The organism is Cyanobium sp. Alchichica 3B3-8F6 (genome assembly GCF_024346435.1).
In the GTDB taxonomy this organism is placed as follows: domain Bacteria; phylum Cyanobacteriota; class Cyanobacteriia; order PCC-6307; family Cyanobiaceae; genus Cyanobium_A.
The window spans coordinates 26,756-51,187 of sequence record NZ_JAGQCZ010000007.1 but is presented as its reverse complement, the minus strand read 5'-3'; the positions used below and the strand labels follow the sequence as shown (position 1 = coordinate 51,187).

Here is a 24,432-nt window from a genome sequence, read left to right as displayed (position 1 = left end):
TCAGCTCGCCAGCAGGGCGTCGAGCTGGCCGGAGCGCTCGAGGGCATGCAGATCGTCGCAACCGCCCACGTGCTGGCCGTTGATGAACGCTTGGGGCACGCTGCGCCGCCCCCCGCTCTTGGCGGCCATCGCCGCGCGGGCCGCCTCATCGCCATCGATCACGTGCTCGGTGTAGGCCACACCCTTGCGATCGAGCAGGGCCTTGGCACGAATGCAAAAGGGACAAAACCGCCAGGTGTAGATCTCAACCGTTGCCGCCATCGGGGCCTCTGTGCAGGTGCACTGATCCTAGAAGTGACCCGAGTGAGGTTACTGAGCAACCATGGTCAGTACCATGGTCATCACGACCTCCAGCTATCACGGGAGCAGCGCCATGGTCCGGCAGATCAGCGCCAGCCAGTTCAAGGCCCGCTGCCTTGGTCTGATGGACGATGTCGCCCGCAGTGGCGAAACCCTGGTCATCACCAAGAACGGGCAGCCCGTAGCGGAGCTGCATCCCTGCCGAGGTGGTCGCCGCACCGATCCTTTTGGCCTGCACCTCTCCACCCGCCTCGACGGTGACGTGATGGCGCCCCTGGATGAGCCCTGGGATGTTCTGCAGTGATCCTGCTGGACACCCACGTGCTGCTGTGGCTGGACCGTGATGACGCCCAGCTCGGTAGCCAAGCCAGACAGGCCATCCGCGAAGCCTGGGAGCACGGTCAAGTGGCCGTCAGTGCCATCAGCTTCTGGGAGGCCGCCATGCTGGAACGCCGAGGGCGCATCCAGCTCGGCCTGCCGCCCGCGCGCTGGCGCGCCGATTGGCTGGAAGCCGGCCTGCTCGAACTGCCCCTCGAGGGCGGCGTCGCCCTGCAAGCCGTGGAGCTGGACGCCTTCCATGCCGATCCTGCGGACCGCTTCATTGCGGCCACGGCGATCTGGCACCGCGCCACCCTGCTCACAGCGGATCAAGCCATTCTCAACTGGGCAGGCTCCCTGGAGCGATTGGACGGGCGCCACTGATGGCGCCACTGATACGGTCAGACCATCAGCAACCCTGCGCACCCCGCCGTGACCGCCGCCAGCACCCCCGCTGCCGCCCTGCTCGACCTCACCGACTTCAAACGCGACCTCTCCGAGCTCACCGACCGCCTGGGCAACGCCCAGGACTGTCTTTGACGTACCGGCACTGAAAGCACGGCAGCAGCACCTCGAGCAACTGGCCTCCCAACCCGACTTCTGGGACGACCAGAAGCAGGCCCAAGCCAAGATGCGCCAGCTCGATGAGGTGAAGGCCCAACTCGAACAGCTGGGCCAGTGGCAGGCGGCGGTCGCCGACGGCGAAGCCACCCTGGAGCTCTACGGCCTGGAGCCCGACGACGACCTGCTGGCCGAATCCAACACCGCTCTGCAGAAGCTGCGCGCCGACCTCGATCGTTGGGAACTGGAGCGCCTGCTCTCCGGCCCCTACGACAAGGAGGGCGCCGTGATCAGCATCAACGCCGGCGCCGGCGGCACCGACGCTCAGGACTGGGCCCTGATGTTGATGCGGATGTACACCCGCTGGGCGGAAGACCACGGCATGAAGGTGACCGTGGACGAACTCAGCGAGGGGGAAGAAGCGGGCGTCAAAAGCTGCACGATCGAGATCGAGGGCCGCTACGCCTACGGCTACCTACGCAACGAGAAGGGCACGCACCGGCTGGTGCGCATCAGCCCCTTCAACGCCAACGACAAGCGCCAGACCAGCTTCGCGGGTGTGGAGGTGATGCCCAACATCGAGGCGGAGGTGAAGCTCGACATCCCCGACAAGGACCTGGAAATCACCACCTCGCGCTCGGGTGGAGCCGGCGGCCAGAACGTCAACAAGGTGGAAACGGCCGTGCGCATCCTGCACATCCCCACCGGCCTGGCCGTGCGCTGCACCCAGGAGCGCTCCCAGCTGCAAAACAAAGAGAAGGCGATGGCCCTGCTGATGGCCAAACTGCTGGTGATTGCCCAGGAGCAGCGGGCCGCCGAGATCGCCGACATCCGCGGCGACATCGTGGAAGCGGCCTGGGGCAACCAGATCCGCAACTACGTGTTTCACCCGTACCAGATGGTGAAAGATCTGCGCACCCAGCACGAAACCACCGATGTGCAGGGCGTGATGGACGGCGACCTTGATCCCTTCATCCAGAGCCTGCTGCATGCTGGCGTCGAGGTGGGAGCAAGCGGCGATGACTGACGACCCAGGCCCTCCGGCTCCCCAGGCTCCCGACGAGAACCCCAGCTTCGTCAAACTGGCCATGCGCAACATGGTGCGCAAGGGCCGCCAAAGCTTGTTTCACTTCGGCCTCACCGCCCTCGGCCTCACCGGCTTCCTCGTGCTGATCGCCTGGCTGGGCCGGCCGCAGCTGCCTGGGGGCTGAGATGGCCGCCCACCCCGACCTCGACCTGGCCTTCTCGGCCGATCCAGACCTAGCCGCGGAGCTGCTGGCGGCCGCCAACCCCTGGGCCGATCCGCTCACCGGTGCGGAGGCCTGGCACGCCCGTTTGGAGGACTGGCTGGTCCAGCTGACCGCCGAGCTGCCCAGCCACCTGCAAGCCCCCGCTTACAGCCTGGGGCTGAGCCTGGTGGGCGACGCCGAAATCGCCGCCCTCAACACCGACTGGCGCAACAAGGACGGCCCCACCGACGTGCTGGCCTTCGCCGCCCAGGACGACAACCTCGATGGCGCCCCACCCATGCCGATGCCCGCCGCTGCCGACGGGGGTGCCCCCCTGGAGCTGGGCGACATCGTGATCTCGGTGGACACCGCCGCACGCCAGGCGGCTGAACACGGCCACAACCTGGAGCAGGAACTGCTGTTTCTGGCCAGCCACGGCCTGCTGCACCTGCTGGGCTGGGACCATCCCGACGACGCCAGCCTGGCGGCCATGCTGGCGCGCCAGGACCAGCTCGTTAACGTGCCAGCGGAGCCATGACCAGCCTGCGTCCCCTGCCACCCCCAGAGCCCCTGCCGCAGCAGGTCCGGCCGCAGACCCGGGGCCGCCGCCTGCGGGCAAGAGCCTGGACGGTGGCGGGAGACCTGCCCGCCAGTTTTCGTTACGCCGCCCAGGGGCTGGCCTACGGCTTCGCCAGCCAGCGCAACTTCCGCATCCACGTCATCACCGGCGCCGTGGTGTTCGGCCTGGGGCTGTGGCTGCAACTGCCCACGGCCCAGCTGGCCGTGCTGGTGCTCACGGTGACCGCGGTGCTGGTGCTGGAGCTGCTCAACACCGCCACGGAAGCGGTGGTCGACCTGGCCATCGGCCGCCAGTTCCACCCCCTGGCCAGGATCGCCAAGGACTGCGCGGCGGCAGCGGTGCTGGTGGCGGCCCTGTCGTCGCTGTTGATCGCCCTGTTGCTGCTCGTGCCACCCCTGCTCACCCGGCTGGGCCTTTGAATGGGGGCAGGCCAGGCGCGGCGATGCTTCTCGTTCTCGACAACTACGACAGCTTCACCTTCAACCTGGTGCAGTATCTGGGCGAGCTGGCGGCGGAGCATCCGATCGCCGCCAACCTGCGGGTGGAGCGCAACGACGCCCTCACGCTGGAGCAGATCCGCGGGCTAGCGCCCGCCGCGATCCTGATCTCACCCGGCCCCGGCGACCCCGACCAGTCGGGGGTATGCCTGGAGGTGCTGCGGGAGCTCAGCCCCACCATCCCCACCCTGGGGGTTTGCCTGGGCCACCAAGCGCTGGCCCAGGTGTATGGCGGCAAGGTAGTGCGGGCCAAGGAGCTGATGCACGGCAAAACCTCCCCGGTGCAGCACAGCGGCCAGGGTGTGTTTGAGGGCCTGGCCAACCCACTCACCGCCACCCGCTACCACAGCCTGATCGCCGAGCGCGACAGCCTCCCCGCCTGCCTGGAGATCACCGCCTGGCTCAACGACGGCACGATCATGGGTCTGCGCCACCGCGACTATCCGCACCTGCAGGGGGTGCAGTTCCACCCCGAGAGCGTGCTCACCCAGCAGGGTCACCAGCTGCTGGCCAACTTTCTGCGCCAGGCCAGCCAGCCAGCCTCGCCAGATCAGTTGGGTTAGCGTCACGGCGACTGCCGCCCCGCCATGCGTCTGCTGCCCATCCTGGCCCTGAGCTCCACGCTGCTGGCCGCCGGCCCGGCCCTGGCCGGCAGTGGCGTCACGATCACCAGCTACGGCCACAGCGCCCTGCTGATCAGCGGCGGTGGCACCAGTGTGCTGGTCAACCCGTTCAAGGCCGTGGCCTGCGCCGCCGGCCTGGCGGAGCCGCGGGTGAGCGCCACCGTGGTGCTGGCCAGCAGCCGCCTGCTGGATGAGGGTGCACCGGTGGCCCGCGGCAAGATGTTGGTGGATCCCGGCTCCTACAAGGTGGGTGGGCTGTCGATCGAAGGCATCTCCGGCCCCCACGACCGCGTTGGGGGCCGCCGCTTCGGCCAATCCACCCTGTGGCGCTGGAAGCAGGGCGGCCTCGACATCGCCCACCTGGGCGGCACCGCGGCTCGGCTCAGCCCCTCCGACAAGGTGATGCTGGGGCGCCCCGACGTGCTGATCATCGGCGTGGGCGGCGGCGCCAAGGTGTACACCGGCGCCGAAGCGGCCGAAGTGGTGCGCGAGCTCCAGCCCCGCCGGGTGATCCCGGTGCAATACGTCAGCGGCAAAACCCCCACAGACTGCGACCAAACCTCGGTGCAGCCGTTCCTCGACGCCATGGCCGGCACCCCGGTGCAGCGCCGCGGCAACCGCATCAGCCTGCCCGGCAAGCTCGACGGCGGGCCGGTGATCGAGGTGATGCGCTAATCAGCTGCGCCCAACGCTTCGATGTCGGCATAAGCCGCCCAGAACCGCCCCATCTGCTCGGTGGTACCGAGGCTCACCCGCAACGAACCATCGATCAACGGCTTGCCCGCCATCGAGCGCACCAGGATGCCGGCCTCCCGCAGACGCCGCTCCACGTCCTCAGCCGGGCTCTCGGGCCAGATCAGGAGGTAGTTGCCCCCGGCGGCGTGGTGCCGCACCCCAGCCTGCTGCAACTGCTGCACCAGCCAGGTGCGGGCCCGCAACACCTCGGCAACGAAGGCATCGGTGTAGGGCTGGTCAGCCAGGGCCGCATGGGCCGCCGTCACCGCAAAGCTGTTGATGTCGTAGGGCCCCGTGACGCGCCCGATGCGATCAATCACCGGCGCTGCCCCGATCGCAAAGCCGATCCGCAGGCCCGCCAGGCCCGCCGTCTTGGCCAGGGAGCGCAGCACCACCAGATTGGGCGTGGTGTCGAAGTTTGCCGCGGGCAGCACGCTGTCGCCCGTGAAGGCCTCATACAGCTCATCCACCACCACAAGGGTGCCTGGCGCCGCAGCCGCCAGCTCGAGGATTCGCTCAGGGGCCAGTCGGGTGCCGGTGGGGTTGTTGGGGTTGCAGATCAGCAGGATGCGGGGCCGGTGCGCCAGCGCGGCACCCAGCTCCTCCAGCGGGAAAGCGAAATCCGGCAACCGGTAGGGGATCGCCTCAATCGCCATGCCCTGCATCTGGGCGCAGGGGGTGTAGTAGCCGAAGGTGGGGCTGGTGGTGAGCAGCGTCTGCCCGCGGTCGCCATAGGCGTGGAAGATGGCGTGGATCGCCGCATCCACACCGTTGAACAAGCCGATCTGGTCGCGGCTAAGCGGCAGCCCCTGGCCAGTTGCCGCAAGATTGGCGATCACCGCCTCCCGCAGGCCGTCGTACTCGGGATAGATGGCGTAGTGATCGGCGGGAATCGCCCGGATCGCCTCCACCACTCGGGGGCTCGGGCCCACGGTGTTCTCGTTGAAGTCGAGCCGCAGCAACCCCCGCCGCCCCTCCAGCGGCGCGCTGTAGGCCTTGAGGCTTTCCACCTCGGGGCGGGGCTGGGGGATCGGTCGTTCCTGCCGATCCGGCCTCTGCTGCGACTCCATCACATCCGCTCCAAGGTGGGAATGCCCAACAGCCCTAAACCCAGTTTGAGGGTGTCGGTGGTGAGGCGGCAGAGGGCCAGGCGGGAGCAGCGGGCGGGTTCGTCAGCCTTGAGCACCGGCACCTGGTCGTAGAAGCGATTGAACACCTGGCTGAGCTCAAACAGATAGGTGCAGAGCCGATTGGGCAGCAACTCCTCCTCCACCTCGGCGATCACCGCATCGAACTTGAGCAGCTCACGCACCAGGGCCCACTCCTGGGGTTCCGTGAAGGTGAGCGGGGCGGTAGCGGCACCAGGGCCACCAGCCTCGAGATCACCGCCCTTGCGGGCGATGCCCGCGATGCGCACGACGGCGTAGAGCAGATAGGGCGCCGTGTTGCCCTGCAGGGCCAGCATCCGATCAAAGCTGAACTGGTAGTTGGTGATCCGGTTCTGGCTGAGGTCGGCGTACTTCACCGCCGCCACGCCCACGGTGGTGGCCGCGTGCTGGATGAAGGCCTCGTCTTCGGTGCGCTCCTCCTCCGCCAAACGGCGACGCAGGTCGGCGTCGGCCCGCTCCACCGCCTCATCGAGCAGATCCCGCAGGCGCACGGTGTCGCCGGCGCGGGTTTTCAGCTTCTTGCCGTCTTCCCCCTGCACCAGGCCGAAGGGCACGTGCTCGACACTGCCGTGGGAGGGAATCCAACCGGCACGGCGGGCTACCTGGAACACGCCGGCGAAGTGGTTGGCCTGGCCGGCATCGGTGACGTAAATGACGCGGCAGGCACCATCGCCATCGGGAGCCGCACCGAAGCGATAGCGAATCGCCGCCAGATCGGTGGTGGCGTAATTGAAGCCGCCATCGCTCTTCTGCACGATCACCGGCAGGGGCGTGCCGTCCTTGCCGCTCATGCCCTCCAGAAACACACAGCGGGCGCCGTCGTCGGTCACCAACAATCCAGAGGCCTCAAGGTCTGCAATCACAGCCTCCAAGTAGGGGTTGTAGAAGGATTCACCGCGCTCGCACAAGGAAATGTCGAGCCGGTCGTAAATCTTCTGGAACTCACGGCGGCTCTGGTCGCAGAGCAATCCCCAGGCCTTGAGCGACACCGGATCGCCGCCCTGCAGCTTCACCACCTCCTCCCGGGAGGTGGTCTGGAAGGCCTCGTCGTCGTCGAAGCGGGCCTTGGCCTGGCGGTAGAAGGCCACCAGATCACCCAGATCCACCGCATTGGCCGTAATGAGGGCCTCGGGCGCCACCTGCTTGAGGTGGGTGATCAACATCCCAAACTGGGTGCCCCAGTCGCCCACGTGGTTGAGCCGCAGCACCGGGTGGCCGCGAAACTCCAGCACCCGCGCCAGGGCGTCGCCAATGATCGTGGAGCGCAGATGCCCCACGTGCATCTCCTTGGCGATGTTGGGGCTGGAGAAGTCGACGATCACCGGGGGCGTGCCATCGGTGTGGGGCACCCCCAGCCGCGAATCGCCCAGGCGGGCCTGCACCTCAGCCGCCAGCCGCTCGGGCCGCAGGGTGAGGTTGATGAAGCCGGGGCCGGCGATCACCGGCTCCAGGCAGAGCTCGGTGAAGGCGGGGTCGGCCGCCAGCTGCACCACGATCGCCTGGGCGATCTGGCGGGGCGGCTGGCCCAGGGGCTTGGCCAGGGGCAGGGCGCCATTGGCCTGGAAATCGCCGAATTCGGGCTTGCTGGCCGGCGCCAGCTGGGGATCGAGGGGCTGGCCAGCCTCACGGGCCCGTTGCGCCGCCTCGGGGAAGGCCCGCTCCATGGCCGCCAGCAACTGGCCATTCAGGGCTTGGGCGATGCGAAGCATGGGGGCCGGGCCGGGGCTGATTCGTCTTCGATCATCCCGCGCAGGCCGTCAGGCCCAACTCCTGCTCCAGGCCTTCGAGCACCACATCGGCCACCAACTGGATGCGGTAGCGGCAGTGCTGGGTTTGGGTGCAATCGAAGCGGCCGTGCTCCCAATACTTGTTGCTGCCGGTGCCGCCGCCACACAGCCCGAAGTGCTCGCAGCTGCCACGGCACAGCTCCACCCCCGCACGAATCTCAGCGGCCACCTGACGAAACTTGTCGGTGGCAGCCAGAGCTTCAAGGCTGTCGACGAGCACGTTGCCGAAGGAGAAGTCGCCGTACTCGGCCGTCTTCACCGACAGCAATTCGGGATCGAAGGTGGACACCTGGCCGCGGGCATCGACATTGACGATCACAAACGGCGTGTTCATGTCGGTTTGCACCATGCGCGCCTGACTGCAGGCCAGGCTGGCGATGCCATCAAATTCGCGGATGCACAGGCGGCCGGGCTGCTCGCGGCTGCGCTGCCACAGCCGCGCCATGAAGGCGCGGTAGCGCTGCTCCAGGGCCACCTGAGCGGCACCGCCGGCATCGAGGCTCGAGTGGCTATTCGCCCCCTCCGTCTCCTCCATGTTGAAACCCACCTCAGCGATGCCGTGCTGGAGGAAAAAATCGGCGATGGCGTCGGCATGGTCGAGGGCATCAGCCGTGATCACGCAGATCACCTGAAAGGGAATCTGCCGCCGGGCCAACCAGTCGATGCCACGCATCACCGCCGCGTGGGTGGGCAGGCCGGTGCGGGTGACCCGGTGGGCGTCGTGCAGGAAAGCCGGGCCATCCATGCTCACGCCCACATGGATGCCGTTGCGCTCGAAGCAGTCGCACCAGGCCGCATCGATGACGGTGGCGTTGGTCTGCAGCGACTGCACGATCGTGCCGGGAGGCAGACCGCGCCGCGCCAGGAGCTGACCGATCCGATCGGTGGCCTCGTCGTAGAAGGCGATCGGCGCCATCAGCGGCTCACCGGCGTGCCAGAGCAGGGTGAAACCACCGTCGAAATAGGGGCTGTCCAGCACCCGCTCCACAGCGGCCTCTAACACCGCCATCGACAGGCGGCTGCGGTCTCCCCGGTCGGGGAGATAGCAGTAGTCGCAATCGAGGTTGCAGAAGGGGGTGGGCTGCACCACCAACAAGCGCACCGGCCCCCATCCCTGGCCAGGCGCCGCGTCCAGCTCAGCGACCGAACCAGGCATCAGCGCCAGTAGCGGCCACCGTTGAGGAAGCCGCCATTCCGGAAGCCGCCGTTGCGGAAACCACCGTTGTAGAAGCCGCCATTGCGGAAGCCACCGTTGTTGAAGCCGCCGTTGTAGAAGCCGCCATTGCGGAAGCCGCCGTTGCCCCAACCCAACCCAGAGCCATTCACAAACACGTAGGAGAGGGCGTCATCGGGCACGGCTGTTGAGCCCTCAGACACAGCTGTTGAGCCCTCGCGCTCCTGCAGGGCCGCCGAGATTCGGCTCAGCCGTTGCTCGATGCTGCGCTGGGGTGGGGCTTCCTGCACGCTGGCGAGAGCCAGGGCGGCCGCCCCATCGAGCGGCAGGGAGGCCAGCAGCAGCAGGCCAAACAGGTGGGAGCGGTTGAAGAAGGCCATGACAGCAACGGGGGAAGGGGATCAGCGAGCAGCGGCGGGAATCAGACGGATCGTCTCAACCCCCAGCAGGATTGCCTCGAAGCTGGCAAGAAGGGCGGATTCGGGCATCGCCACGGCACTGGTCGGCCCCAGCCAACGGTTCACCGCCGCGACCGTGTCCGGCTCACCATCGAGGTAGCCCTGCAACAGGCGGGCGATGGCCAGGTTCGCCAGATTGCGGAAGGCCGAATCGTTCTCGGCCAGCACGCAGCTCACCGCATAGGCCTCGAAGGGCAAATCGGGCGTCAGGGCCAGACCCTTGAGCCCCTGTTGGTGCACCAGACCAGCCAGCACAACCGTGTCGCCGACCACACCCTCAACCGTTCCAGCCCTCAGCGCCGCCACCGCCGCGCTGAGGTTGTCGAAGGCCACCACCGTGGCCTTGGGTTGCATGCCCCGCAGCTCGGTCTCACCCAACGACTGGCGCACCACGGCGATACGCCGTCCGGCCAGGGCCGCCGGGCTGCCATCAAAGCGGCCGGCCGGAGCCAGCAGCCTCAACCCCGAGATCCCGATCGGCAGCGAAAAGTCCACCTGCATGTCCAGCTCCCAGCTGAACGGAAAACCGCAAGCCAGATCCGCCTTGCCATTGGTGATGGTGTCGACCAGGCTGCGCGGATTGGCAACCGGCGCGAAGCGCACCGTCACCGGCCGGCCCACGGCCCGGGCCACCTCGGCTGCGATCCGATCGGCCACCAGGATGCCGTAGCCACTGGGCTGCCCCTGGGGACCCACCACCACCAGCGGGGGCACATCGGCGAGCCCGCTCATCACCAGCTCGCCGGTGCGCGCAGCCCGCTGAACCACACCCTCGGCCAGGGCAGCCGCCGGCATCACGGCCAGCAGGCCCAGCGTCGCGATGCTCCCGGCGAGTCCGCGCCAAATTTGTGTCGCCACCCTGCCTTGAGAGGAACTCATCGCATTATGCGGAGGGCCAGCCCGGCTGCCAACGCAACGGGCTCAAGCGTCAAATTCAGGTGTCAAAGCGCATGCTCAGATCCAACCAGACGCTGCAGGTGATCGACGCGCTGGTGGAGATCAGATCAATGCCCGTAGCGGCGTAGCTCCGCAGCTGCTCGGGTTGCACGCCGGAGGCCTCCAGCACCAGCTGCCTCCCCTGGGCGAGCGCCCGCAACTGGGGCACCAGCTCCGCCAGCTGGTGGGGGGTGAATTCATCGAGTAGCACCCCATCCGCCCCGGCCCGCACCGCAGCTTCCGCTTCTGCAGCGGTTTCCGCCTCCACGATCACCCGGGCCGGCCAGGGGGCCGCGGCCCGCACCGCCGCGATCGCGGCATCCACCCCACCTGCCCAAGCCAGGTGGTTCTCCTTGAGCATGGCGGCGTCATCGAGGCCTTGGCGGTGGTTGAGGCCGCCGCCGCAGCGCACGGCGTACTTCTCCAGCACCCGCAGACCCGGTGTGGTTTTGCGGGTATCGGCCAGGCGCACGCCCGTGCCGGCGAGCTCCGCCACCAGCGCCGCCGTGGCGGTGGCGATGCCGGAGAGCCGCATGGCCAGATTCAGAGCGGTGCGCTCACCAGCCACTAGGGCCGTGGCCGGGCCCTCCAGCTCCAGCAGCCGCTGCCCCGCCGCCACCGCCGCCCCATCGCGCACCAGCAGCCGCACCACCACCCCGGGATCCAGCAGCCGGAACAGGGGCTCCACCAGCACGCCGCCACAGAACACCCCATCGGCCTTTGCGAGCCATTGGGCCCGGCCGCTGCAGCCCGCCAGGGCCGCGGCCGTGAGGTCGCCGCGGCCCAGATCTTCCGCCAACCAGGCGCGCAGCTGGGCCTCCAGCTGGGGGGTGAAGGGCAGGCGGGCGGTTGTCACAGGGGTGATGGTCAGGGCAGGGATGGGCATTGCCCCTCCGAGCCAGAGCTAGCCAATGATGCGGCGGAACTGATGGGCGAAACGATTGGCGATATCGATGCTGCGAAATGAATCCCTCCTGCAGGAGCCGCTGGTACACCTGCACAACGCTGTCGAATTCTGTACAAGTTGTACAGAATTCGACAGCAGATCTCGCCCAGATCAACCCACCGCCGCACCAACACGGATCGAGGCCTGTTTTGCCAGCAGAACCCTGGCTACTTGCCGATGCAGAAACGGGCGAACACCCGATCCAGCACCGCCTCGCTCACCTCCTCGCCGGTGATCTCGCCCAGGGCCCGCACAGCGGCCCGTAGGTCGATCGTCCAGAAATCCCAGGGCAACTGCTGCGCAGCCGCCTCGAGGGACGCCCCCAAGCTCAAGGCCGCTGCGGCCGCCAGATCGCGCTGGCGGGCGTTGAGAGCTACCTCCAAACCCTCGGCAGGGCCGGCGCCGCAGCGGCGCAGCAGCTCCGCCACCAACGCATCGCGGCCGGCACCCGTGAGAGCGCAGAAGCGCACATCGGCCGGCTCTCCAGCCCCAGCGGGCACCAGGCCCACCGCCAGGCCAGCCACATCAGCCTTGTTGCCCGCCACCAGCAGCACGGCGCCCTCGGGCACCAACTCCCGCAGGGCCTGATCCTCCGGGCTCCAGCCGGCGCTGAGATCAAACAACAACAGCACCGCATCGGCGGCGGCCAGGGCGGCCCGAGAGCGCTCAATGCCCAGCTGCTCCACCCGGTCGCCGGTGTCGCGGATGCCGGCGGTGTCGAGCAGGGTGAGCGGCACCCCATCGAGCACCAGCTCGCTCTCCAGCAGGTCGCGGGTGGTGCCGGGCAGGTCGGTCACGATCGCCCGCTCACGGCGGCTGAGCAGGTTGAGCAGGCTCGATTTGCCCACGTTGGGGCGGCCCACGATCGCCACCCGCAACCCCTGACGCAGCAGCTCCCCCTGACGCGCTTCGGCCACCAGCTGCTCCAACTCGCACCGCACCGCCTCCAGTTCCGCCACCACCGCGGTGCCATCGAGGGGCGGGAGATCCTCCTCGAAATCCACCCGCGCCTCCAGCTCCGCCAACTGGTCGAGCAGGCGCGAGCGCAGGGCGCCCAGGCGCCGCTGCAGGCCGCCGTCGATGCCGGCCATGGCCAGCTGGGCCGCGCGGCGCGAGCGGGCCGTGATCATCTCGCCAATCGCCTCGGCCCGGGTGAGATCGAGCCGGCCGTTGAAGAAGGCCCGCTGGCTGAACTCCCCCGGCAGGGCCCGGCGCGCCCCGGCCGCCAGCACCAGCTCCAGCACCCGCTGCACCGCCACCAGGCCGCCGTGGCAGTGCAGCTCCACCACGGTTTCACGGGTAAAGCTGCGGGGAGCCCGCATCAGCAGTAGCAGCGCTTCATCCACCCGCTCACCGCTGGCGGGATCCACCACGTGGCCGTAGAGCACCCGGTGGCTGTCCCAGGCCTGCCGCCCAGGCGCCGCAAACAAAAGCCGGCCGATCGGCTCCGCCTCGGCCCCGGAGATTCTTACGATCGCCACACTGCCTTCGCCCGGCGCCACCGCCGTGGCGATGGCCGCGATGGTGTCAGCGGTTCCGGAGTCGTTGAGGCGCATCCCCCCATTCCAACCCCACACCGCCGTGGGCCGCCGCCTGCGCCAGCTGCTGGCCTGGCTCTGGCACCAGGAGGGCAGCCATGGCCAGCGGGCCCGGGGTCTGGCCGCCGGACTGTTCTGCGGCTGCTACCCGTTCTTCGGCCTGCAGATCCTGGTGAGCGTGGCGCTGGCCTCGTTGGTGCGGGGCAATCACCTGCTGGCCGCAGCCGGCACCTGGGTGAGCAACCCCTTCACCTACGTGCCCCTCTATTGGTTCAACTACCAGGTGGGCTGCTGGCTGCTCGGGCCCGGGGGGGGATGGCCCGGCCTCGACAGCCTTCAGGACGGAAGCATCTGGCACAGCAGTGGGGCCTTCGTCAGCCGCCTGCTTCTCGGCTCCACCCTCGTTGGCCTGATCACCGCGCTCCTGGGGGGCTGGCTCTACTGGCACTGGCTGGAGCGGGAACATCGCCGCCGGCAGCAGGGCTGATCAGCTCCGCTCAGGAACTGGCCAAACCGGGAAACACCATCAGGTCGATATGGCCCCCTTCAGGGTGGCGCCACTCGCGGAACTCCTCGGCCAGGGCGTGCTGCTCCCGGGGCAAGGCCTGGGCCTGCAGGTCCTGGAGCCGCTGATGCACCAGGTCGAGGGTTTCGTCGATCAGTTGGGCCGCTTGCTCGGAGGTCATGGCGTGGCACGCGGGGGATGGAGTGGTTGTAAGGGGGCGCCAGCCGAGCCGCTGTAGCCGTCGTGACGGCTGAACCAGCCCTGTGGTCAGACCCTCACCCAGGAGCGGCCAGGCCGGTGGTGCGAGGATCGGCATTCATCAACGCGAGCCTGTGGCGGACGGCAAGGGTTCAGAAGGCAAGGGAACTTCGCGCTCGGCACTGTCCGGCCTACTGCTGGTTTTGGGCTCCATGGGCGGCCTGGCCCTGCTGGTGTGGGTGACGCTGGTGATGCTCGACCTGAAGCACCTCAACACCGGCGGATTCACCCTGCCCTAGCCGATCCCGGTGCGGGCGATATCGAGCACATCCGCCATCGAGCGGATCTGATTGATCGTGTTGGCCAGTTGGCTGGCACTGTCGAGCTCCACCCGCAGATCGATGCGGGCGGGCTTGCCGGGATTGGTGCGCACCCGGGCATCACTCACGTTGATGCGGTGGTCGGAGAGGCGGGTGAGGATGTCTTTCAGCACGCCCACCCGGTCGAGCACCTCGATGCGCAGCTGCACCGGATAGCGGCGCGGGCGGGCATCGGTGGCCGAATTCCAGCGCACCGGCAGACGCCTCTCAGCCGGCACCTGGTCCACGTTGGAGCAGTCCTGGCGGTGGATCGTGATGCCGTGGTTGCCCAGGGCCACGGCTCCGAGAATCGGCTCACCCGGCAGGGGACTGCAGCAGCCCCCCAGCCGGTAGTCAAGGCCCTCGAGGCCGAGGATCGGGCTGGCGCCGCCCGCTCCGCTCCCCTGGGAGTCGGCCTGGCCTGCATGGGCGGCCGCCACGCTGGCTGCCACCTGCTCGTTGCTGGGCACGGGGGCCGAGGCCTCGCTGGCCAGGCGCAGTTCCTCCCGCAGGCGGTTGAGCACCTGGTGCAGGGTGACCCCGCCGAACCCCAGCGACGCCAGCAGGTCTTCGGTGCCCGTGAGGTTGCAGCGGCGGGCCACCTTGGCCATCGCCTCCCCATGGAGCAGGGCATCGAAGCCATCGCGGCCCAACTCCCGCTCCAGCAGTTCCGTGCCGCGCAGGATGTTCTCCTCACGGTGGCTGGTTTTGTACCAGTGGCGGATGCGATTGCGGGCCGTGGGGGTGGCCACGAAGTTGAGCCAGTCGAGGCTCGGGTGCGCCGTCTTGGCGGTGATCACCTGCACGAAGTCGCCGTTCTGCAGGGGAGTGGCGAGGGGGCAGAGACGGTCGTTGATGCGCACGCCCTGGCAATGGTTGCCGATCTCCGAGTGGATCCGATAAGCGAAGTCCACGGCTGTGGACCCCTTGCGCAGGCCCACCACATCGCCATTGGGGGTGAACACGAAGACCTCTTCATCGAAGAGGTCTTCCTTGATCGAACGCAGGAAATCGCTGCTGTCGGTGCCGCCGTCATCCTTCTGCCAGTCCACCAGCTGCCGCAGCCAGTTGAACCGCTCCGCATCGGCACCGGACGCGGCTGGCGAACCACCTTCCTTGTACTTCCAGTGGGCCGCGATGCCGTACTCGGCCACCTGGTGCATGTCGGTGGTGCGGATCTGCACCTCGATCGGCCGATGACGGCCGATCACGGCCGTGTGCAGGGATTGGTAGCCGTTGGGCTTGGGCAGACCGATGTAGTCCTTGAAGCGCCCAGGGATCGGCCGGAAGGTGTCGTGCACCACCGCCAAGGCCCGGTAACAGCTCTCGAGATTCGGGCAGAGAATCCGCAGGGCGGCCACGTCGAAGATCTCGTGGAACGCCTTCTGCTGGCGCTGCATCTTGCTCCAGATGCCATAGAGGTGCTTGGGCCGGCCGCTTACCTCGCAATGGGCCAGCCCCACGGCGGCCAGCCGATCGCGCAGCAACTGCACGGTCACCTCCAGCCGCTCCTCGCGCTCGCTGCGCTTGGTGGCCACCTGCTGCTGCACATCCCGATAGGCCTCGGGCTCGAGGATCTTGAAGGCCAGATCCTCGAGCTCCCACTTGAGCCGGCCGATGCCGAGGCGATTGGCCAGGGGGGCGTAGATCTCCCGGGTTTCGCGGGCGATCCGCAGCTGCTTCTCGGGCTTGAGGGCACCCAGGGTGCGCATGTTGTGCAGGCGATCCGCCAGCTTCACCAGCACCACGCGGATGTCGCTGGCCATGGCCAGAAACATGCGGCGCAGGTTTTCAGCCTGGGCCTCTGTGTGGTTGGTGAAGTGGATGCCGCCGAGCTTGGTCACCCCCTCCACCAGGGCCCGCACCTCGGCGCCGAAGTGCTGCTCGATCTCCTCGGGCGTCGCCTCGGTGTCTTCCACCACATCGTGGAGGAAGCCAGCAGCGATCACACCGGCACTGGCGCCGATGTCGCGCAGCAGATCGGCAACGGCAACCGGATGAATGATGTAGGGCTCGCCGCTGGCCCTGAACTGGCCCTCGTGGAGCTGGTAGGCGAAATCAAAGGCGGAAGCCAGCAGGGCCTCGGGATCGGTTGGGCAGCTCTCCCCCTCCCCCGGCGGCACGTGCTCGATGCAGCGCTGCAACCACTCGGGCAGGGGCAGGCCGTAGTCGGCGGGGGTGCGGATCGGCCGGCGTCCCAGGGCTTGGCTCTCCGGGGCTGGCCCAGGGGCAGGTGGAACAGCCGCGACTGAAACAGCCACGGCGGTTGCGTCCAGATCGGGAACCGCCCTGAGCATTCCACCCTGCGGAATTGACTCATCGTATGCAGCGGCGGCCAAGCTGGGGACCATGACCAGCCCCGTGCTTGCAATCGACAACCTGGTGGTGCGCTACCCCGGTGCGGAGCGTCCCACCCTGGATGGGCTGACGCTCAGCCTGAGCCCGGGCGAGCGGCTGGCCCTGGTGGGCCCCTCCGGCTGCGGCAAAAGCACCGTGGCCCGGGCGGTGCTGCAGCTGCTGCCCCCGGGCAGCCAGTGCAGCGGTGGGCTGCTGCTGGCGAGGCAGGATCCCAGCCGGCTGCGGCGAGCGGCCCTGCGGCAGCTGCGCGGCGAAGCGGTGGGGCTGGTGTTTCAAGACCCGATGACCCGCCTGAACCCGCTGCTCACGATCGGCGACCATCTGGGCGACACCCTGGCGGCCCACCGACCCCGGTGGCAACGGCGCCAGGTGCGGGAGCAGGCCGAAGCCTTGCTGGAGCGGGTGGGCATCCAGGCGGAGCGCTACGGCAGCTACCCCCATGAGTTCAGCGGCGGCATGCGCCAGCGGCTGGCGATTGCGCTGGCCATGGCCCTGCAGCCGCCCCTGGTGATCGCCGACGAACCCACCACCAGCCTGGATGTGGCTGTGGCCGGCCAGGTGATGGGGGAACTGACCAACCTCTGCCGGGAAGCGGGCAGCGCCCTGCTGCTGATCAGCCACGACCTGGCGATGGCGGGCCGCTGGTGTGACCAGATCGCCGTGTTGGATCAGGGCCGGCTGATCGAGCAGGCCCCAGCCCAGCAGTTGCTCACCGCCCCGGCCTCCCCCCTGGCCCAGCGGCTGGTGGCCAAGGCGCGGGAACGGGAAGGCGCCCAGAGCCCCGCACCGCTGCCGGCCGCTGCCTTGCTGGAGCTGGAGGAGCTGCGCAGCTGGCACGCTCTGCCGTCGCTGCCCTGGCAAACCCGCTGGCTGAAGGCGGTGGATGGGGTGAGCCTGCGGCTGCAGCCGGGCGAAACCCTTGGCCTGGTGGGCGCCTCCGGCTGCGGCAAGAGCACCCTCTGCCGGGCCCTGATGGGACTGGCACCGGTGCGGGGCGGCAGCGTTCGACTGGAGGGCCGCAACCTGCTGAGCCTGCGGGGCCGGGCTTTGCGGCAAGCGCGGCGTGGCATCCAGATGGTGTTCCAAGACCCCCTGGCCTGCCTCAACCCCCAGATGGCGGTAGGTGAGGCGATCGCCGATCCGCTGCTGATCCATGGCCTGGCCAGCCGCGCCCAGGCCCGCCAGCGCGCCCGCGAGCTGCTGGGCGCCGTGGGGCTCACCCCGCCCGAAGCCTTCGAAAACCGCCTGCCCCGCCAGCTCTCGGGGGGCCAGCAGCAGCGGGTGGCCATCGCCCGGGCCCTGGTGCTCGAGCCCAAGGTGCTGCTCTGCGATGAGAGCGTGAGCATGCTCGATGCCGAGGTGCAGGCCGACGTGCTGGCCCTGCTGCGGGAGCTGCAGCAGCGGCTGGGGCTGGGGATGCTGTTTGTGACCCACGACCTCTCGGTGGCCAGTGGCTTCTGCCACCGGGTGATCGTGCTGGAGGGGGGAAAGATCGTGGAGGAAGGCCCCGGCGCCCGCCTGTTGACCGATCCCCAGGCCGCCATCACCCGCGCATTGGTGGAGGCATGCCCGCGGCTGCCGAGCGCCGTCTGAGCACCGCCAGCAAGCGCTCAAACACCTCCGGCAGCGGCGCCTCGCACACCAGCCGCTCGCGGCTGATCGGGTGATCGAGGCCCAGCTGCACCGCATGCAGCGCCTGGCCGGGCAGCTCGATCGGCAGCTTGCGGCAGCGGGAATACATCGGATCGCCCACGATCGGATGGCCCATGTGGGCGCAGTGGACCCGGATCTGGTGGGTGCGGCCGGTGTCGAGCTTGAAGCGCAGCAGGGCGTAATCCCCCAACCGCTCGATCAAGCGCCAGTGGGTGCAGGCATGGCGGCCGCTGTCGTCGTGCACCACGGCGTATTTCTTGCGGTCGGCCGGATGGCGGCCGATGGCGCCCACGATCGTGCCGCTGTCGCCCGCCGGCTGGCCGTGCACCACCGCCAGATACTGGCGCGAGGCGATCCGCTTCTGAATCTGCACCTGCAGCTTCACCAGGGCCTCCTGGCTCTTGGCCACCACGATGCAGCCTGTGGTGTCCTTGTCGAGCCGGTGCACGATGCCGGGGCGCAGCTCGCCGCCGATGCCGGGCAGGTCGGGGCAGTGGTGCAACAGGCCGTTCACCAGGGTGCCGTCCCTGTTGCCAGGCGCCGGGTGCACCGTGAGGCCGGCGGGCTTGTTGAGCACGATCAGATGCGCGTCTTCAAACAGCACATCCAGTGGCATTGCCTGGGCCACCAGGTAGGGGAGCGGCTCGGGCGGCGGCATCCACAGCGCCACGCTGTCGCCCTGGCGCAAGGGGGTCTTAGCGCGACCCGTGACGCCGTTCACCCGCACGTAGCCGGCCTCGATGAACTTCTGGATGCGGGCACGGCTCTGCTCGGGCCGCTGGGCCACCAGCCAGCGGTCGAGCCGCATTGGCAGCGGCTTGGGGTAGGTGAGCGTCAGCAGCTCGCCCTCGCCTTCACCGAAACCGCTCATGACGGCAACGCAAGGGCCGGCAATTCCAGGGCAATGGCGCCCAGGCGAGCGCAACGGAAGTCGTCGAGCAACTTGGTGGCCATGCGCAGGCTGTCGCCACTGGTGTGGCGCGCCGCGGCGGCGGCCAGCCAGCCCTCCACGTCGGGGCCGCCGCCCACCAGCGCACCGAGGGGAATGCCGTAGCGCTTCTCCACCAGGGCGGGTTGCACCCCGGCGGCCGGCTCAGCCTCCAGCAGGGTGAGCAGCTGCAGGAAGGCCCGGGCGGCGGCTTCGTTGTCGTAGGCGGCCTGGCCGATGTCGTCGCAGAGGGCCAGCCGCAGGGCGGCCTGCTGGTCGTCGAGGCGGGGCGGCAGCACGCCGGGGGCATCGAGCAGGTCGAGGTCCTGGCCGAGGCGCACCCAGCGCAGGCTGCGGGTGACGCCAGCGCGGCGGGCACTGTCCACCACCTTCTGGCGCACCAGCCGGTTGATCAGGGCCGATTTGCCCACGTTGGGGAAGCCCAGCATCAGGGCCCGCACCGGCCGAGGCTTCATGCCCCGCCCGGCCCGGCGGGCATTGAGGGCCGCGCCCGCCCGAATCGCCGCCTGCTGCAGCTGTTTCACACCGGTGCCGGCCTTGGCGTCGCACCACCAGCAGGTCTGGTCCTGGGCCTTGAACCAGGCGGTCCAGGCCTGGCGCACCGGCGGCGGGATCATGTCAACCCGGTTGAGCACCAAGAGATGCTGCTTGCCGCTGATCCAGCGCTGCAGCCGCGGGTGGGAGGTGGCCAGGGGGATGCGGGCGTCCCGCACCTCGATCACCAGGTCCACCTTGGCCAGATTGGCGTTGAGGGCCTTCTCCGCCTTGGCGATGTGGCCGGGATACCACTGAATCGCCGGGGCATTGACGCTGAGCGGAAGCGTCCGGGGCATCAGGGCACCACCAGCACCGGACAGGGGGCCAACTGAATCACCCGGGCCGCGGTGCTCTGCTGGTCGCTCTCGATCGCGACGCCACGGGTGCCCATCACGATCACATCGGCGTTGATCTCATCGGCCACATCGCCGATCACGAAGGCCGGCTTGCCCTCCCGCTCGATCACCTGACAGCTGACCCCCGCCTCGTCAAAGCGAGTCCGCGCTTGCTGCAGCAGCTCCGCCACGGCAGTGGGATCGTCCTGACCGGGCTCCACCACCGACAGCAGCACCAACGTGCTGGCGTGCTGCTGGGCCAGTTTCAGGGCCACCGCCGCCGTGTCCATCGCCTGGCGGCTCTGGTCGATGGGAAAGAGAACGGTGTCAAACATGGAGCAATGACCGAAGGCAGGGCCCAGGCAGGTGGGAGTTTCAGTCTGGGGGGCGTCCGGGATCCGGCCAGGGCGGCTGGTTGGCGGAAATCCGAAATCCGGGGAGCAGAAGGCGCCGCGGGGGCTAACCTCCCCCGGCAATTCCGTAATTTCCATACCCCCATGGCGAAGCGATCCCTGGCCAGCCTTTCGGCCGATGAGCTCCGCGGCAAGCGCGTGCTGGTGCGGGTCGACTTCAACGTACCGCTCGACGACGCCGGCGCCATCACCGATGACACCCGCATCCGTGCCGCCCTGCCCACCATCAACGACCTGACCGGCAAGGGCGCCAAGGTGATCCTGGCCGCCCACTTCGGCCGTCCCAAGGGCCAGGTGAACGAGGGCATGCGCCTCACCCCCGTGGCCGCCCGCCTGGCTCAGCTGCTCGGCAAGCCCGTGGTGAAGACCGACAGCTGCATCGGCCCCGATGCCGAAGCCAAGGTGGCCGCCATGGCTGAGGGCGATGTGGTGCTGCTGGAGAACGTGCGCTTCTTCGCCGAGGAAGAAAAGAACGACGCCGGCTTCGCCGCCCAGCTGGCAGCCCTGGCCGATGTGTATGTGAACGACGCCTTCGGCGCCGCCCACCGCGCCCACGCCTCCACCGAAGGCGTCACCAAGGCCCTGAGCCCCAGCGTGGCCGGCTACCTGATGGAGAAGGAGCTGCAATACCTGCAGGGCGCCATCGACGAGCCCAAGCGTCCCCTGGCGGCGATCGTGGGTGGCTCCAAGGTGAGCTCCAAGATCGGCGTGCTCGAAGCCCTGATCGACAAGTGCGACAAGGTGCTGATCGGCGGCGGCATGATCTTCACCTTCTACAAGGCCCGCGGCCTGGCAGTGGGCAAGAGCCTGGTGGAAGAGGACAAGCTGGAGCTGGCCAAGGAGCTCGAGGCCAAGGCGGCCGCCAAAGGCGTGCAGCTGCTGCTGCCCACCGATGTGGTGCTGGCCGACAACTTCGCCCCCGACGCCAACAGCCAGACCGTGTCGATCAACGCCATCCCCGATGGCTGGATGGGCCTCGACATCGGCCCCGACTCGCTCAAGGCTTTCCAGGAGGCGCTGGCCGACTGCAAGACCGTGATCTGGAACGGCCCCATGGGCGTGTTCGAGTTCGACAAGTTTGCGGCCGGCACCAACGGCATCGCCCACACCCTGGCCGACCTGAGCGGCAAGGGCTGCTGCACGATCATCGGCGGCGGTGACTCCGTGGCCGCCGTGGAGAAGGTGGGTGTGGCCGAGAAGATGTCGCACATCTCCACCGGCGGTGGCGCCAGCCTGGAGCTGCTGGAAGGCAAGGTGCTGCCCGGCGTGGCGGCCCTGGATGAGGCCTGATTTCGCAGAGGCCTGATTTCGCAGAGGCCTGACGGTTCAGAAGGGGGCTTCAAGCCCCCTTTTTTGTTGGCAGAGTTTGTGCAACAACCTGTTCAACAGGCGCAAAACACCGGCTCAGACCACGCCGAGGCAGGCTGAGGATCGGACCAGGCAAGTGAATGAGCCCAACAGACAGGCCTGCCGTCGGCTGGATTGGGCTGGGGGCCCTGGGCGCACCGATGGCGGCCAATCTGCTAGCCGCTGGCTTTCCACTCACGGTTCACAACCGCAACCGCAGCCGGGAAGCACCACTGCTGCAGGCGGGGGCCAGGGGGGCCGGCAGCCCTGCGGAAGCGGCGACCGCGGCCGAGGTGCTGCTGGTGTGCGTCAGCGACGACTGCGCCGTGGAGGCTGTGCTGCTCGGCGCTGACACCCTGGGCACCGACCAAACCGCGGCCCGCCAAGGGCTGCAGCCGGGGACGCTGGTGATCGACTGCTCCACGGTCAGCCCGGCCACCAGCCGGCGCATGGCGGCGCAGCTCGCTCAGCAGGGCGTGGACTACATCGACGCTCCGGTGACCGGCGGCACGGAAGGCGCCCGCACCGGCACGCTCTCGGTGCTGGTGGGGGGCGATCCGGCCCAACTGGAGCGGGCCCGCCCGCTGCTGGAGGTGATTGGCAGCCGCATCAGCCACTTGGGCCCCGTGGGCTCGGGCCAGCAGGCCAAAGCGGTGAACCAGGTGCTGGTGGCCGGGAGCTACGCCGCTGTGGCGGAAGCCATGGCCCTGGGGCAGCGGTTGGGGCTGCCGATGGAGCAGGTGTGCGAAGCGCTGGCAGCTGGCGCAGCCGGGTCGTGGGCCTTGGAGAACCGTGCCACCAACATGCTCAAGGGTCAGTTCCCCCTCGGCTTCAAGCTGGCGCTGCACCGCAAGGATCTGGCGATTGCCCTGGAGGCGGCCGCTGCCGCCGGCATGGAGCTGCCGGTGAGCCAACTGGTGGCCGCCATGGAAGACAGCTTGCTGGCGTCGGGCCACGGCAACGACGACGTGTCGGCCCTGGCCCGTTGGTTTGGCAGCCAGGGCTAAGCAGCCTGAGCTCAGGGATTCAGCTGGGCCTTATCGGCCACCACCAGCACCCGCTTGGTGGCACTGACGATGCCCTGGGGATGCACCAACAGCACCGCCCAGGTCTGGGAGCCGGGGGTGAACGGAGCCTGAACCGACTTGAACAGGCCACCGCCACCCAGGGCGCCCAGCTGCAGATTGGGGCTCTCGAGGGCATTCACCTGCTGGCCGGTGAGGGCCACCAGGCCGCCGGCAGCAATGGCGCCCTCCAGGGGCTCATCAAACAGCACATCCACGTCGTAGCGCTGACCCGTGAGCACCGCATCGGGGATCTGCAGGCTCACCGGCAGGTCGGCTTCGCCGCTGCGCAGGAGGGTCTGCTCACGGATCACGCTTTGGCCGTTGATGCGGCCACCGGGGCCACCGCTGCGGCTGAGCACCAGCTGCTGCTGGGCCAGGAGCCGATACAGGGTGGGGCCCTCCTGGCGGCTGCCCGTGAGCTGGATCTGCACGGTGCTGCGTCCATCGCGCAGCGCTTTGCCCGTGCTGAGCTGCCAGCGGGCATCGGGGAACTGGCGCAGCAGGCTGCGGCGGCGCAGCTCCACCAGGGTGACATCGAGACCCGGACCGTTCTCCAGAACAGCCGCGAGCTCACCGGTGCCGTTGAGGGCGGCCTCCAGGGCCTGCAGCTGAACCGCACTGGGGGCAGCGGTAGCCACAGCCGGCAGGGCTCCGCCCAGCAGGGCCTCCAGGCCGAGCAGGACGCTAGGCAGTAAGGGGTGCAGGATTCGGCTCGGCAGCTGGGGACGCGGCATCGGGGCGGCGGAAACCGCTTTTAAGTTAGGCGCGCTGCAGGCCAACACCCATGCCCAGGCTCCTGATCGCTGCCAGCGGCACCGGCGGCCACCTGTTTCCCGCCCTGGCGGTGGCCGATGCGATGCCGCCCGGCTGGAGCGTGCAGTGGCTGGGGGTACCCGACCGCCTGGAAACCCAACTGGTGCCCAGCCGCTATCCGCTCCACACCGTGCGGGCCGGCGGGCTGCAGGGCCGGGGGCTGAGGCGACTGCTCAACCTGCTGCAGCTGCTGCAGGCCACCCGCTCGGTACGGCGGCTGATCCGCCGCGAACAGATCAACGCGGTGTTCACCAGCGGCGGCTACATCGCCGCACCAGCAATCCTGGCGGCCCGCTGGTGCGGCGTGCCGGTGGTGCTGCACGAGAGCAATGCCCTGCCCGGCAAGGTGACCCGCCTGCTCGGCCGGCTCTGCCGCCAGGTGGCGGTGGGATTGCCCCAGGCCGCCGCCCGCCTGCCCGGCTGCCGGCCAGTGGTGACGGGCACGCCGGTGCGGCAGGCGTTTCTGGAGCCAGCCCCCCTGCCCGCCTGGGTGCCGCCGGGCCCCGGGCCCCTTCTGCTGGTGATGGGCGGCAGCCAGGGCGCCGTTGGCCTCAACCAGATGGTGCGGCCCCTGCTGGCCAAGCTCACGGCGGCGGGAGTGCGCGTCGTGCACCTCACCGGTCGCAACGACCCCGATGCCGGCCAGCCAGTACCCGCTGGCGCGGTGGAACGCCCCTTCAGCGACGACATTCCCGGCCTGCTGCAGCACGCCGACCTGGCCATCAGCCGCAGCGGTGCCGGCGCCCTGAGCGAGCTGGCCGTGTGCGGCACCCCGGCGATCCTGGTGCCCTACCCGGCCGCCGCCGATCGCCACCAGGATGCCAATGCCGCGGCCGCCGCCGAAATCGGCGCCGCCGTGATCGTGTGGCAGCACCTGCCAGGCGAGCCCGCCCTCGAGCGCACTCTCTGGCGCCTGCTGGGCCCGCGCCGGCGGGGGGCGGCAGCCGCGCGCGATCCCTTAGCGGGTATGGCCGCCGCCATGGCGCAACTGGCGGTGCGCGATGCCGATCAACGGGTGGCCGCGATGCTCAGCCAGCCCTGAACAAC

General features: G+C 68.9%; 28 protein-coding genes. 14 read left to right on the top strand and 14 right to left on the bottom strand.

From position 1 onward, the window contains the following. Window positions 1-261, bottom strand: coding sequence for a glutaredoxin 3 (grxC, locus tag KBY65_RS07305; protein WP_094560811.1), 261 nt, complete (start codon window positions 259-261; stop codon window positions 1-3). A 112-nt stretch (window positions 262-373) separates the two neighbouring features. Between grxC and KBY65_RS07300 the strand changes: the two genes are divergently transcribed. The 8 genes from KBY65_RS07300 to KBY65_RS07265 all read left to right on the top strand — a co-directional run bounded on the left by KBY65_RS07300 (window position 374) and on the right by KBY65_RS07265 (window position 4,783). After that, on the top strand, window positions 374-604 hold the full coding sequence (locus tag KBY65_RS07300) for a type II toxin-antitoxin system Phd/YefM family antitoxin (protein ID WP_198953873.1): 231 nt from the start codon (window positions 374-376) through the stop codon (window positions 602-604). Further along, complete coding sequence (locus tag KBY65_RS07295) at window positions 601-1,002, top strand: type II toxin-antitoxin system VapC family toxin (protein ID WP_094560815.1); 402 nt, start codon at window positions 601-603, stop codon at window positions 1,000-1,002. Before KBY65_RS07300 ends, KBY65_RS07295 begins: the two co-directional genes overlap by 4 nt. A gap of 78 nt (window positions 1,003-1,080) precedes the next feature. After that, window positions 1,081-2,206 (top strand): peptide chain release factor 2 gene (gene prfB / locus KBY65_RS07290; RefSeq protein ID WP_255001136.1). Its coding sequence is split into 2 segments (ribosomal slippage): window positions 1,081-1,155 and window positions 1,157-2,206, totalling 1,125 coding nucleotides; the frame shifts between segments, so codons are not numbered across the junction. Then, entirely contained in the window at window positions 2,199-2,390 is a 192-nt protein-coding gene (locus tag KBY65_RS07285; RefSeq protein WP_094560819.1) for a DUF3285 domain-containing protein, read from the top strand. The genes prfB and KBY65_RS07285 overlap by 8 nt, the downstream gene beginning before the upstream one ends. Window position 2,391: 1 nt before the next feature. Further along, on the top strand, window positions 2,392-2,946 hold the full coding sequence (gene ybeY / locus KBY65_RS07280; RefSeq protein WP_255001046.1) for an rRNA maturation RNase YbeY: 555 nt from the start codon (window positions 2,392-2,394) through the stop codon (window positions 2,944-2,946). Continuing rightward, a complete protein-coding gene (locus KBY65_RS07275) occupies window positions 2,943-3,407 on the top strand; it encodes a diacylglycerol kinase family protein (protein WP_094560823.1) in 465 nt (154 codons plus the stop codon). The genes ybeY and KBY65_RS07275 overlap by 4 nt, the downstream gene beginning before the upstream one ends. 23 nt (window positions 3,408-3,430) lie before the next feature. Continuing rightward, window positions 3,431-4,048 (top strand): anthranilate synthase component II, encoded by a 618-nt coding sequence (locus tag KBY65_RS07270; protein ID WP_094560824.1) that lies wholly within the window; start codon window positions 3,431-3,433, stop codon window positions 4,046-4,048. 24 nt (window positions 4,049-4,072) lie between these two features. Continuing rightward, entirely contained in the window at window positions 4,073-4,783 is a 711-nt protein-coding gene (locus KBY65_RS07265) for an MBL fold metallo-hydrolase (protein ID WP_254988097.1), read from the top strand. Here KBY65_RS07265 and KBY65_RS07260 read toward each other — a convergent pair. From KBY65_RS07260 to mnmE, 7 genes are all read right to left on the bottom strand, one after another. Next, window positions 4,780-5,913 carry a pyridoxal phosphate-dependent aminotransferase gene (locus KBY65_RS07260; protein WP_255001042.1) on the bottom strand — a complete coding sequence of 378 codons (1,134 nt, stop codon included), beginning with the start codon at window positions 5,911-5,913 and terminating at the stop codon, window positions 4,780-4,782. The genes KBY65_RS07265 and KBY65_RS07260 overlap by 4 nt on opposite strands. Further along, window positions 5,913-7,721 carry an arginine--tRNA ligase gene (gene argS, locus KBY65_RS07255; protein WP_255001041.1) on the bottom strand — a complete coding sequence of 603 codons (1,809 nt, stop codon included), beginning with the start codon at window positions 7,719-7,721 and terminating at the stop codon, window positions 5,913-5,915. The genes KBY65_RS07260 and argS overlap by 1 nt, the downstream gene beginning before the upstream one ends. Before the next feature lie 31 nt (window positions 7,722-7,752). Next, window positions 7,753-8,955 carry a cyclophane-forming radical SAM/SPASM peptide maturase GrrM/OscB gene (gene grrM / locus KBY65_RS07250; RefSeq protein WP_255001040.1) on the bottom strand — a complete coding sequence of 401 codons (1,203 nt, stop codon included), beginning with the start codon at window positions 8,953-8,955 and terminating at the stop codon, window positions 7,753-7,755. Further along, window positions 8,955-9,353, bottom strand: a complete 399-nt coding sequence (gene grrA, locus KBY65_RS07245) for a GrrA/OscA1 family cyclophane-containing rSAM-modified RiPP (RefSeq protein WP_255001039.1) — start codon at window positions 9,351-9,353, stop codon at window positions 8,955-8,957. The genes grrM and grrA overlap by 1 nt, the downstream gene beginning before the upstream one ends. 21 nt (window positions 9,354-9,374) lie before the next feature. Then, window positions 9,375-10,289 (bottom strand): extracellular substrate binding-like orphan protein GrrP, encoded by a 915-nt coding sequence (gene grrP, locus KBY65_RS07240; RefSeq protein ID WP_255001038.1) that lies wholly within the window; start codon window positions 10,287-10,289, stop codon window positions 9,375-9,377. 76 nt (window positions 10,290-10,365) lie between these two features. Then, on the bottom strand, window positions 10,366-11,253 hold the full coding sequence (gene nadC / locus KBY65_RS07235; protein ID WP_094560836.1) for a carboxylating nicotinate-nucleotide diphosphorylase: 888 nt from the start codon (window positions 11,251-11,253) through the stop codon (window positions 10,366-10,368). 227 nt (window positions 11,254-11,480) lie between these two features. Beyond that, window positions 11,481-12,869 (bottom strand): tRNA uridine-5-carboxymethylaminomethyl(34) synthesis GTPase MnmE, encoded by a 1,389-nt coding sequence (gene mnmE / locus KBY65_RS07230; RefSeq protein ID WP_255001037.1) that lies wholly within the window; start codon window positions 12,867-12,869, stop codon window positions 11,481-11,483. Between mnmE and KBY65_RS07225 the strand changes: the two genes are divergently transcribed. Next, a complete protein-coding gene (locus tag KBY65_RS07225; RefSeq protein ID WP_255001036.1) occupies window positions 12,859-13,338 on the top strand; it encodes a DUF2062 domain-containing protein in 480 nt (159 codons plus the stop codon). The two genes, mnmE and KBY65_RS07225, sit on opposite strands and share 11 nt — an antisense overlap. Window positions 13,339-13,348: 10 nt before the next feature. On the opposite strand, the gene KBY65_RS07220 is transcribed toward KBY65_RS07225, so the two are convergent. After that, on the bottom strand, window positions 13,349-13,537 hold the full coding sequence (locus KBY65_RS07220) for a hypothetical protein (RefSeq protein WP_094560840.1): 189 nt from the start codon (window positions 13,535-13,537) through the stop codon (window positions 13,349-13,351). Between the two features lie 151 nt (window positions 13,538-13,688). On the opposite strand from KBY65_RS07220, the gene KBY65_RS07215 reads away from it, so the two are divergent. Then, on the top strand, window positions 13,689-13,853 hold the full coding sequence (locus KBY65_RS07215; protein WP_254988084.1) for a hypothetical protein: 165 nt from the start codon (window positions 13,689-13,691) through the stop codon (window positions 13,851-13,853). Here the strand turns inward: KBY65_RS07215 and KBY65_RS07210 are convergent. Then, on the bottom strand, window positions 13,850-16,210 hold the full coding sequence (locus tag KBY65_RS07210) for a RelA/SpoT family protein (RefSeq protein ID WP_254988083.1): 2,361 nt from the start codon (window positions 16,208-16,210) through the stop codon (window positions 13,850-13,852). The genes KBY65_RS07215 and KBY65_RS07210 overlap by 4 nt on opposite strands. A gap of 52 nt (window positions 16,211-16,262) precedes the next feature. Between KBY65_RS07210 and KBY65_RS07205 the strand changes: the two genes are divergently transcribed. Beyond that, the gene (locus KBY65_RS07205) at window positions 16,263-17,864 is read left to right on the top strand and encodes a dipeptide ABC transporter ATP-binding protein (protein ID WP_255001034.1); all 1,602 of its coding nucleotides are present in this window, start codon (window positions 16,263-16,265) and stop codon (window positions 17,862-17,864) included. On the opposite strand, the gene KBY65_RS07200 is transcribed toward KBY65_RS07205, so the two are convergent. From KBY65_RS07200 to KBY65_RS07190, 3 genes are read right to left on the bottom strand one after another with little or no spacing between them, the layout of a single operon-like run. Beyond that, window positions 17,815-18,795 carry an RluA family pseudouridine synthase gene (locus KBY65_RS07200; protein ID WP_255001033.1) on the bottom strand — a complete coding sequence of 327 codons (981 nt, stop codon included), beginning with the start codon at window positions 18,793-18,795 and terminating at the stop codon, window positions 17,815-17,817. The two genes, KBY65_RS07205 and KBY65_RS07200, sit on opposite strands and share 50 nt — an antisense overlap. Then, on the bottom strand, window positions 18,792-19,706 hold the full coding sequence (gene ylqF, locus KBY65_RS07195) for a ribosome biogenesis GTPase YlqF (RefSeq protein ID WP_255001032.1): 915 nt from the start codon (window positions 19,704-19,706) through the stop codon (window positions 18,792-18,794). Before ylqF ends, KBY65_RS07200 begins: the two co-directional genes overlap by 4 nt. Continuing rightward, window positions 19,706-20,080 carry a universal stress protein gene (locus tag KBY65_RS07190; RefSeq protein WP_254988079.1) on the bottom strand — a complete coding sequence of 125 codons (375 nt, stop codon included), beginning with the start codon at window positions 20,078-20,080 and terminating at the stop codon, window positions 19,706-19,708. Before KBY65_RS07190 ends, ylqF begins: the two co-directional genes overlap by 1 nt. 162 nt (window positions 20,081-20,242) lie before the next feature. Between KBY65_RS07190 and KBY65_RS07185 the strand changes: the two genes are divergently transcribed. Together KBY65_RS07185 and KBY65_RS07180 are read left to right on the top strand one after the other, a co-directional pair. Continuing rightward, window positions 20,243-21,448, top strand: coding sequence for a phosphoglycerate kinase (locus tag KBY65_RS07185; RefSeq protein ID WP_255001031.1), 1,206 nt, complete (start codon window positions 20,243-20,245; stop codon window positions 21,446-21,448). 158 nt (window positions 21,449-21,606) lie between these two features. After that, window positions 21,607-22,512, top strand: a complete 906-nt coding sequence (locus KBY65_RS07180; RefSeq protein WP_255001030.1) for an NAD(P)-dependent oxidoreductase — start codon at window positions 21,607-21,609, stop codon at window positions 22,510-22,512. A gap of 11 nt (window positions 22,513-22,523) precedes the next feature. On the opposite strand, the gene KBY65_RS07175 is transcribed toward KBY65_RS07180, so the two are convergent. Beyond that, window positions 22,524-23,306, bottom strand: coding sequence for a hypothetical protein (locus tag KBY65_RS07175; RefSeq protein WP_255001028.1), 783 nt, complete (start codon window positions 23,304-23,306; stop codon window positions 22,524-22,526). Window positions 23,307-23,356: 50 nt separating this feature from the next. Between KBY65_RS07175 and KBY65_RS07170 the strand changes: the two genes are divergently transcribed. After that, window positions 23,357-24,427, top strand: a complete 1,071-nt coding sequence (locus tag KBY65_RS07170) for a UDP-N-acetylglucosamine--N-acetylmuramyl-(pentapeptide) pyrophosphoryl-undecaprenol N-acetylglucosamine transferase (protein ID WP_255001027.1) — start codon at window positions 23,357-23,359, stop codon at window positions 24,425-24,427. The last annotated feature ends 5 nt before the right edge of the window (window positions 24,428-24,432 follow it).

Coding starts and splice junctions, on each gene's coding strand:
- KBY65_RS07170 (WP_255001027.1), top strand. CDS start 23,357: ATGCCCAGGCTCCTGATCGCTGCCAGCGGCACCGGCGGCCACCTGTTT.
- KBY65_RS07205 (WP_255001034.1), top strand. CDS start 16,263: ATGACCAGCCCCGTGCTTGCAATCGACAACCTGGTGGTGCGCTACCCC.
- nadC (WP_094560836.1), bottom strand. CDS start 11,253: ATGCCCATCCCTGCCCTGACCATCACCCCTGTGACAACCGCCCGCCTG.
- KBY65_RS07265 (WP_254988097.1), top strand. CDS start 4,073: ATGCGTCTGCTGCCCATCCTGGCCCTGAGCTCCACGCTGCTGGCCGCC.
- KBY65_RS07200 (WP_255001033.1), bottom strand. CDS start 18,795: ATGAGCGGTTTCGGTGAAGGCGAGGGCGAGCTGCTGACGCTCACCTAC.
- KBY65_RS07190 (WP_254988079.1), bottom strand. CDS start 20,080: ATGTTTGACACCGTTCTCTTTCCCATCGACCAGAGCCGCCAGGCGATG.
- mnmE (WP_255001037.1), bottom strand. CDS start 12,869: ATGCGCCTCAACGACTCCGGAACCGCTGACACCATCGCGGCCATCGCC.
- KBY65_RS07260 (WP_255001042.1), bottom strand. CDS start 5,913: ATGGAGTCGCAGCAGAGGCCGGATCGGCAGGAACGACCGATCCCCCAG.
- grrA (WP_255001039.1), bottom strand. CDS start 9,353: ATGGCCTTCTTCAACCGCTCCCACCTGTTTGGCCTGCTGCTGCTGGCC.
- KBY65_RS07185 (WP_255001031.1), top strand. CDS start 20,243: ATGGCGAAGCGATCCCTGGCCAGCCTTTCGGCCGATGAGCTCCGCGGC.
- ylqF (WP_255001032.1), bottom strand. CDS start 19,706: ATGCCCCGGACGCTTCCGCTCAGCGTCAATGCCCCGGCGATTCAGTGG.
- KBY65_RS07180 (WP_255001030.1), top strand. CDS start 21,607: ATGAGCCCAACAGACAGGCCTGCCGTCGGCTGGATTGGGCTGGGGGCC.
- KBY65_RS07285 (WP_094560819.1), top strand. CDS start 2,199: ATGACTGACGACCCAGGCCCTCCGGCTCCCCAGGCTCCCGACGAGAAC.
- KBY65_RS07175 (WP_255001028.1), bottom strand. CDS start 23,306: ATGCCGCGTCCCCAGCTGCCGAGCCGAATCCTGCACCCCTTACTGCCT.
- grxC (WP_094560811.1), bottom strand. CDS start 261: ATGGCGGCAACGGTTGAGATCTACACCTGGCGGTTTTGTCCCTTTTGC.
- grrM (WP_255001040.1), bottom strand. CDS start 8,955: ATGCCTGGTTCGGTCGCTGAGCTGGACGCGGCGCCTGGCCAGGGATGG.
- KBY65_RS07270 (WP_094560824.1), top strand. CDS start 3,431: ATGCTTCTCGTTCTCGACAACTACGACAGCTTCACCTTCAACCTGGTG.
- KBY65_RS07210 (WP_254988083.1), bottom strand. CDS start 16,210: ATGCTCAGGGCGGTTCCCGATCTGGACGCAACCGCCGTGGCTGTTTCA.
- argS (WP_255001041.1), bottom strand. CDS start 7,721: ATGCTTCGCATCGCCCAAGCCCTGAATGGCCAGTTGCTGGCGGCCATG.
- KBY65_RS07300 (WP_198953873.1), top strand. CDS start 374: ATGGTCCGGCAGATCAGCGCCAGCCAGTTCAAGGCCCGCTGCCTTGGT.
- ybeY (WP_255001046.1), top strand. CDS start 2,392: ATGGCCGCCCACCCCGACCTCGACCTGGCCTTCTCGGCCGATCCAGAC.
- KBY65_RS07220 (WP_094560840.1), bottom strand. CDS start 13,537: ATGACCTCCGAGCAAGCGGCCCAACTGATCGACGAAACCCTCGACCTG.
- KBY65_RS07275 (WP_094560823.1), top strand. CDS start 2,943: ATGACCAGCCTGCGTCCCCTGCCACCCCCAGAGCCCCTGCCGCAGCAG.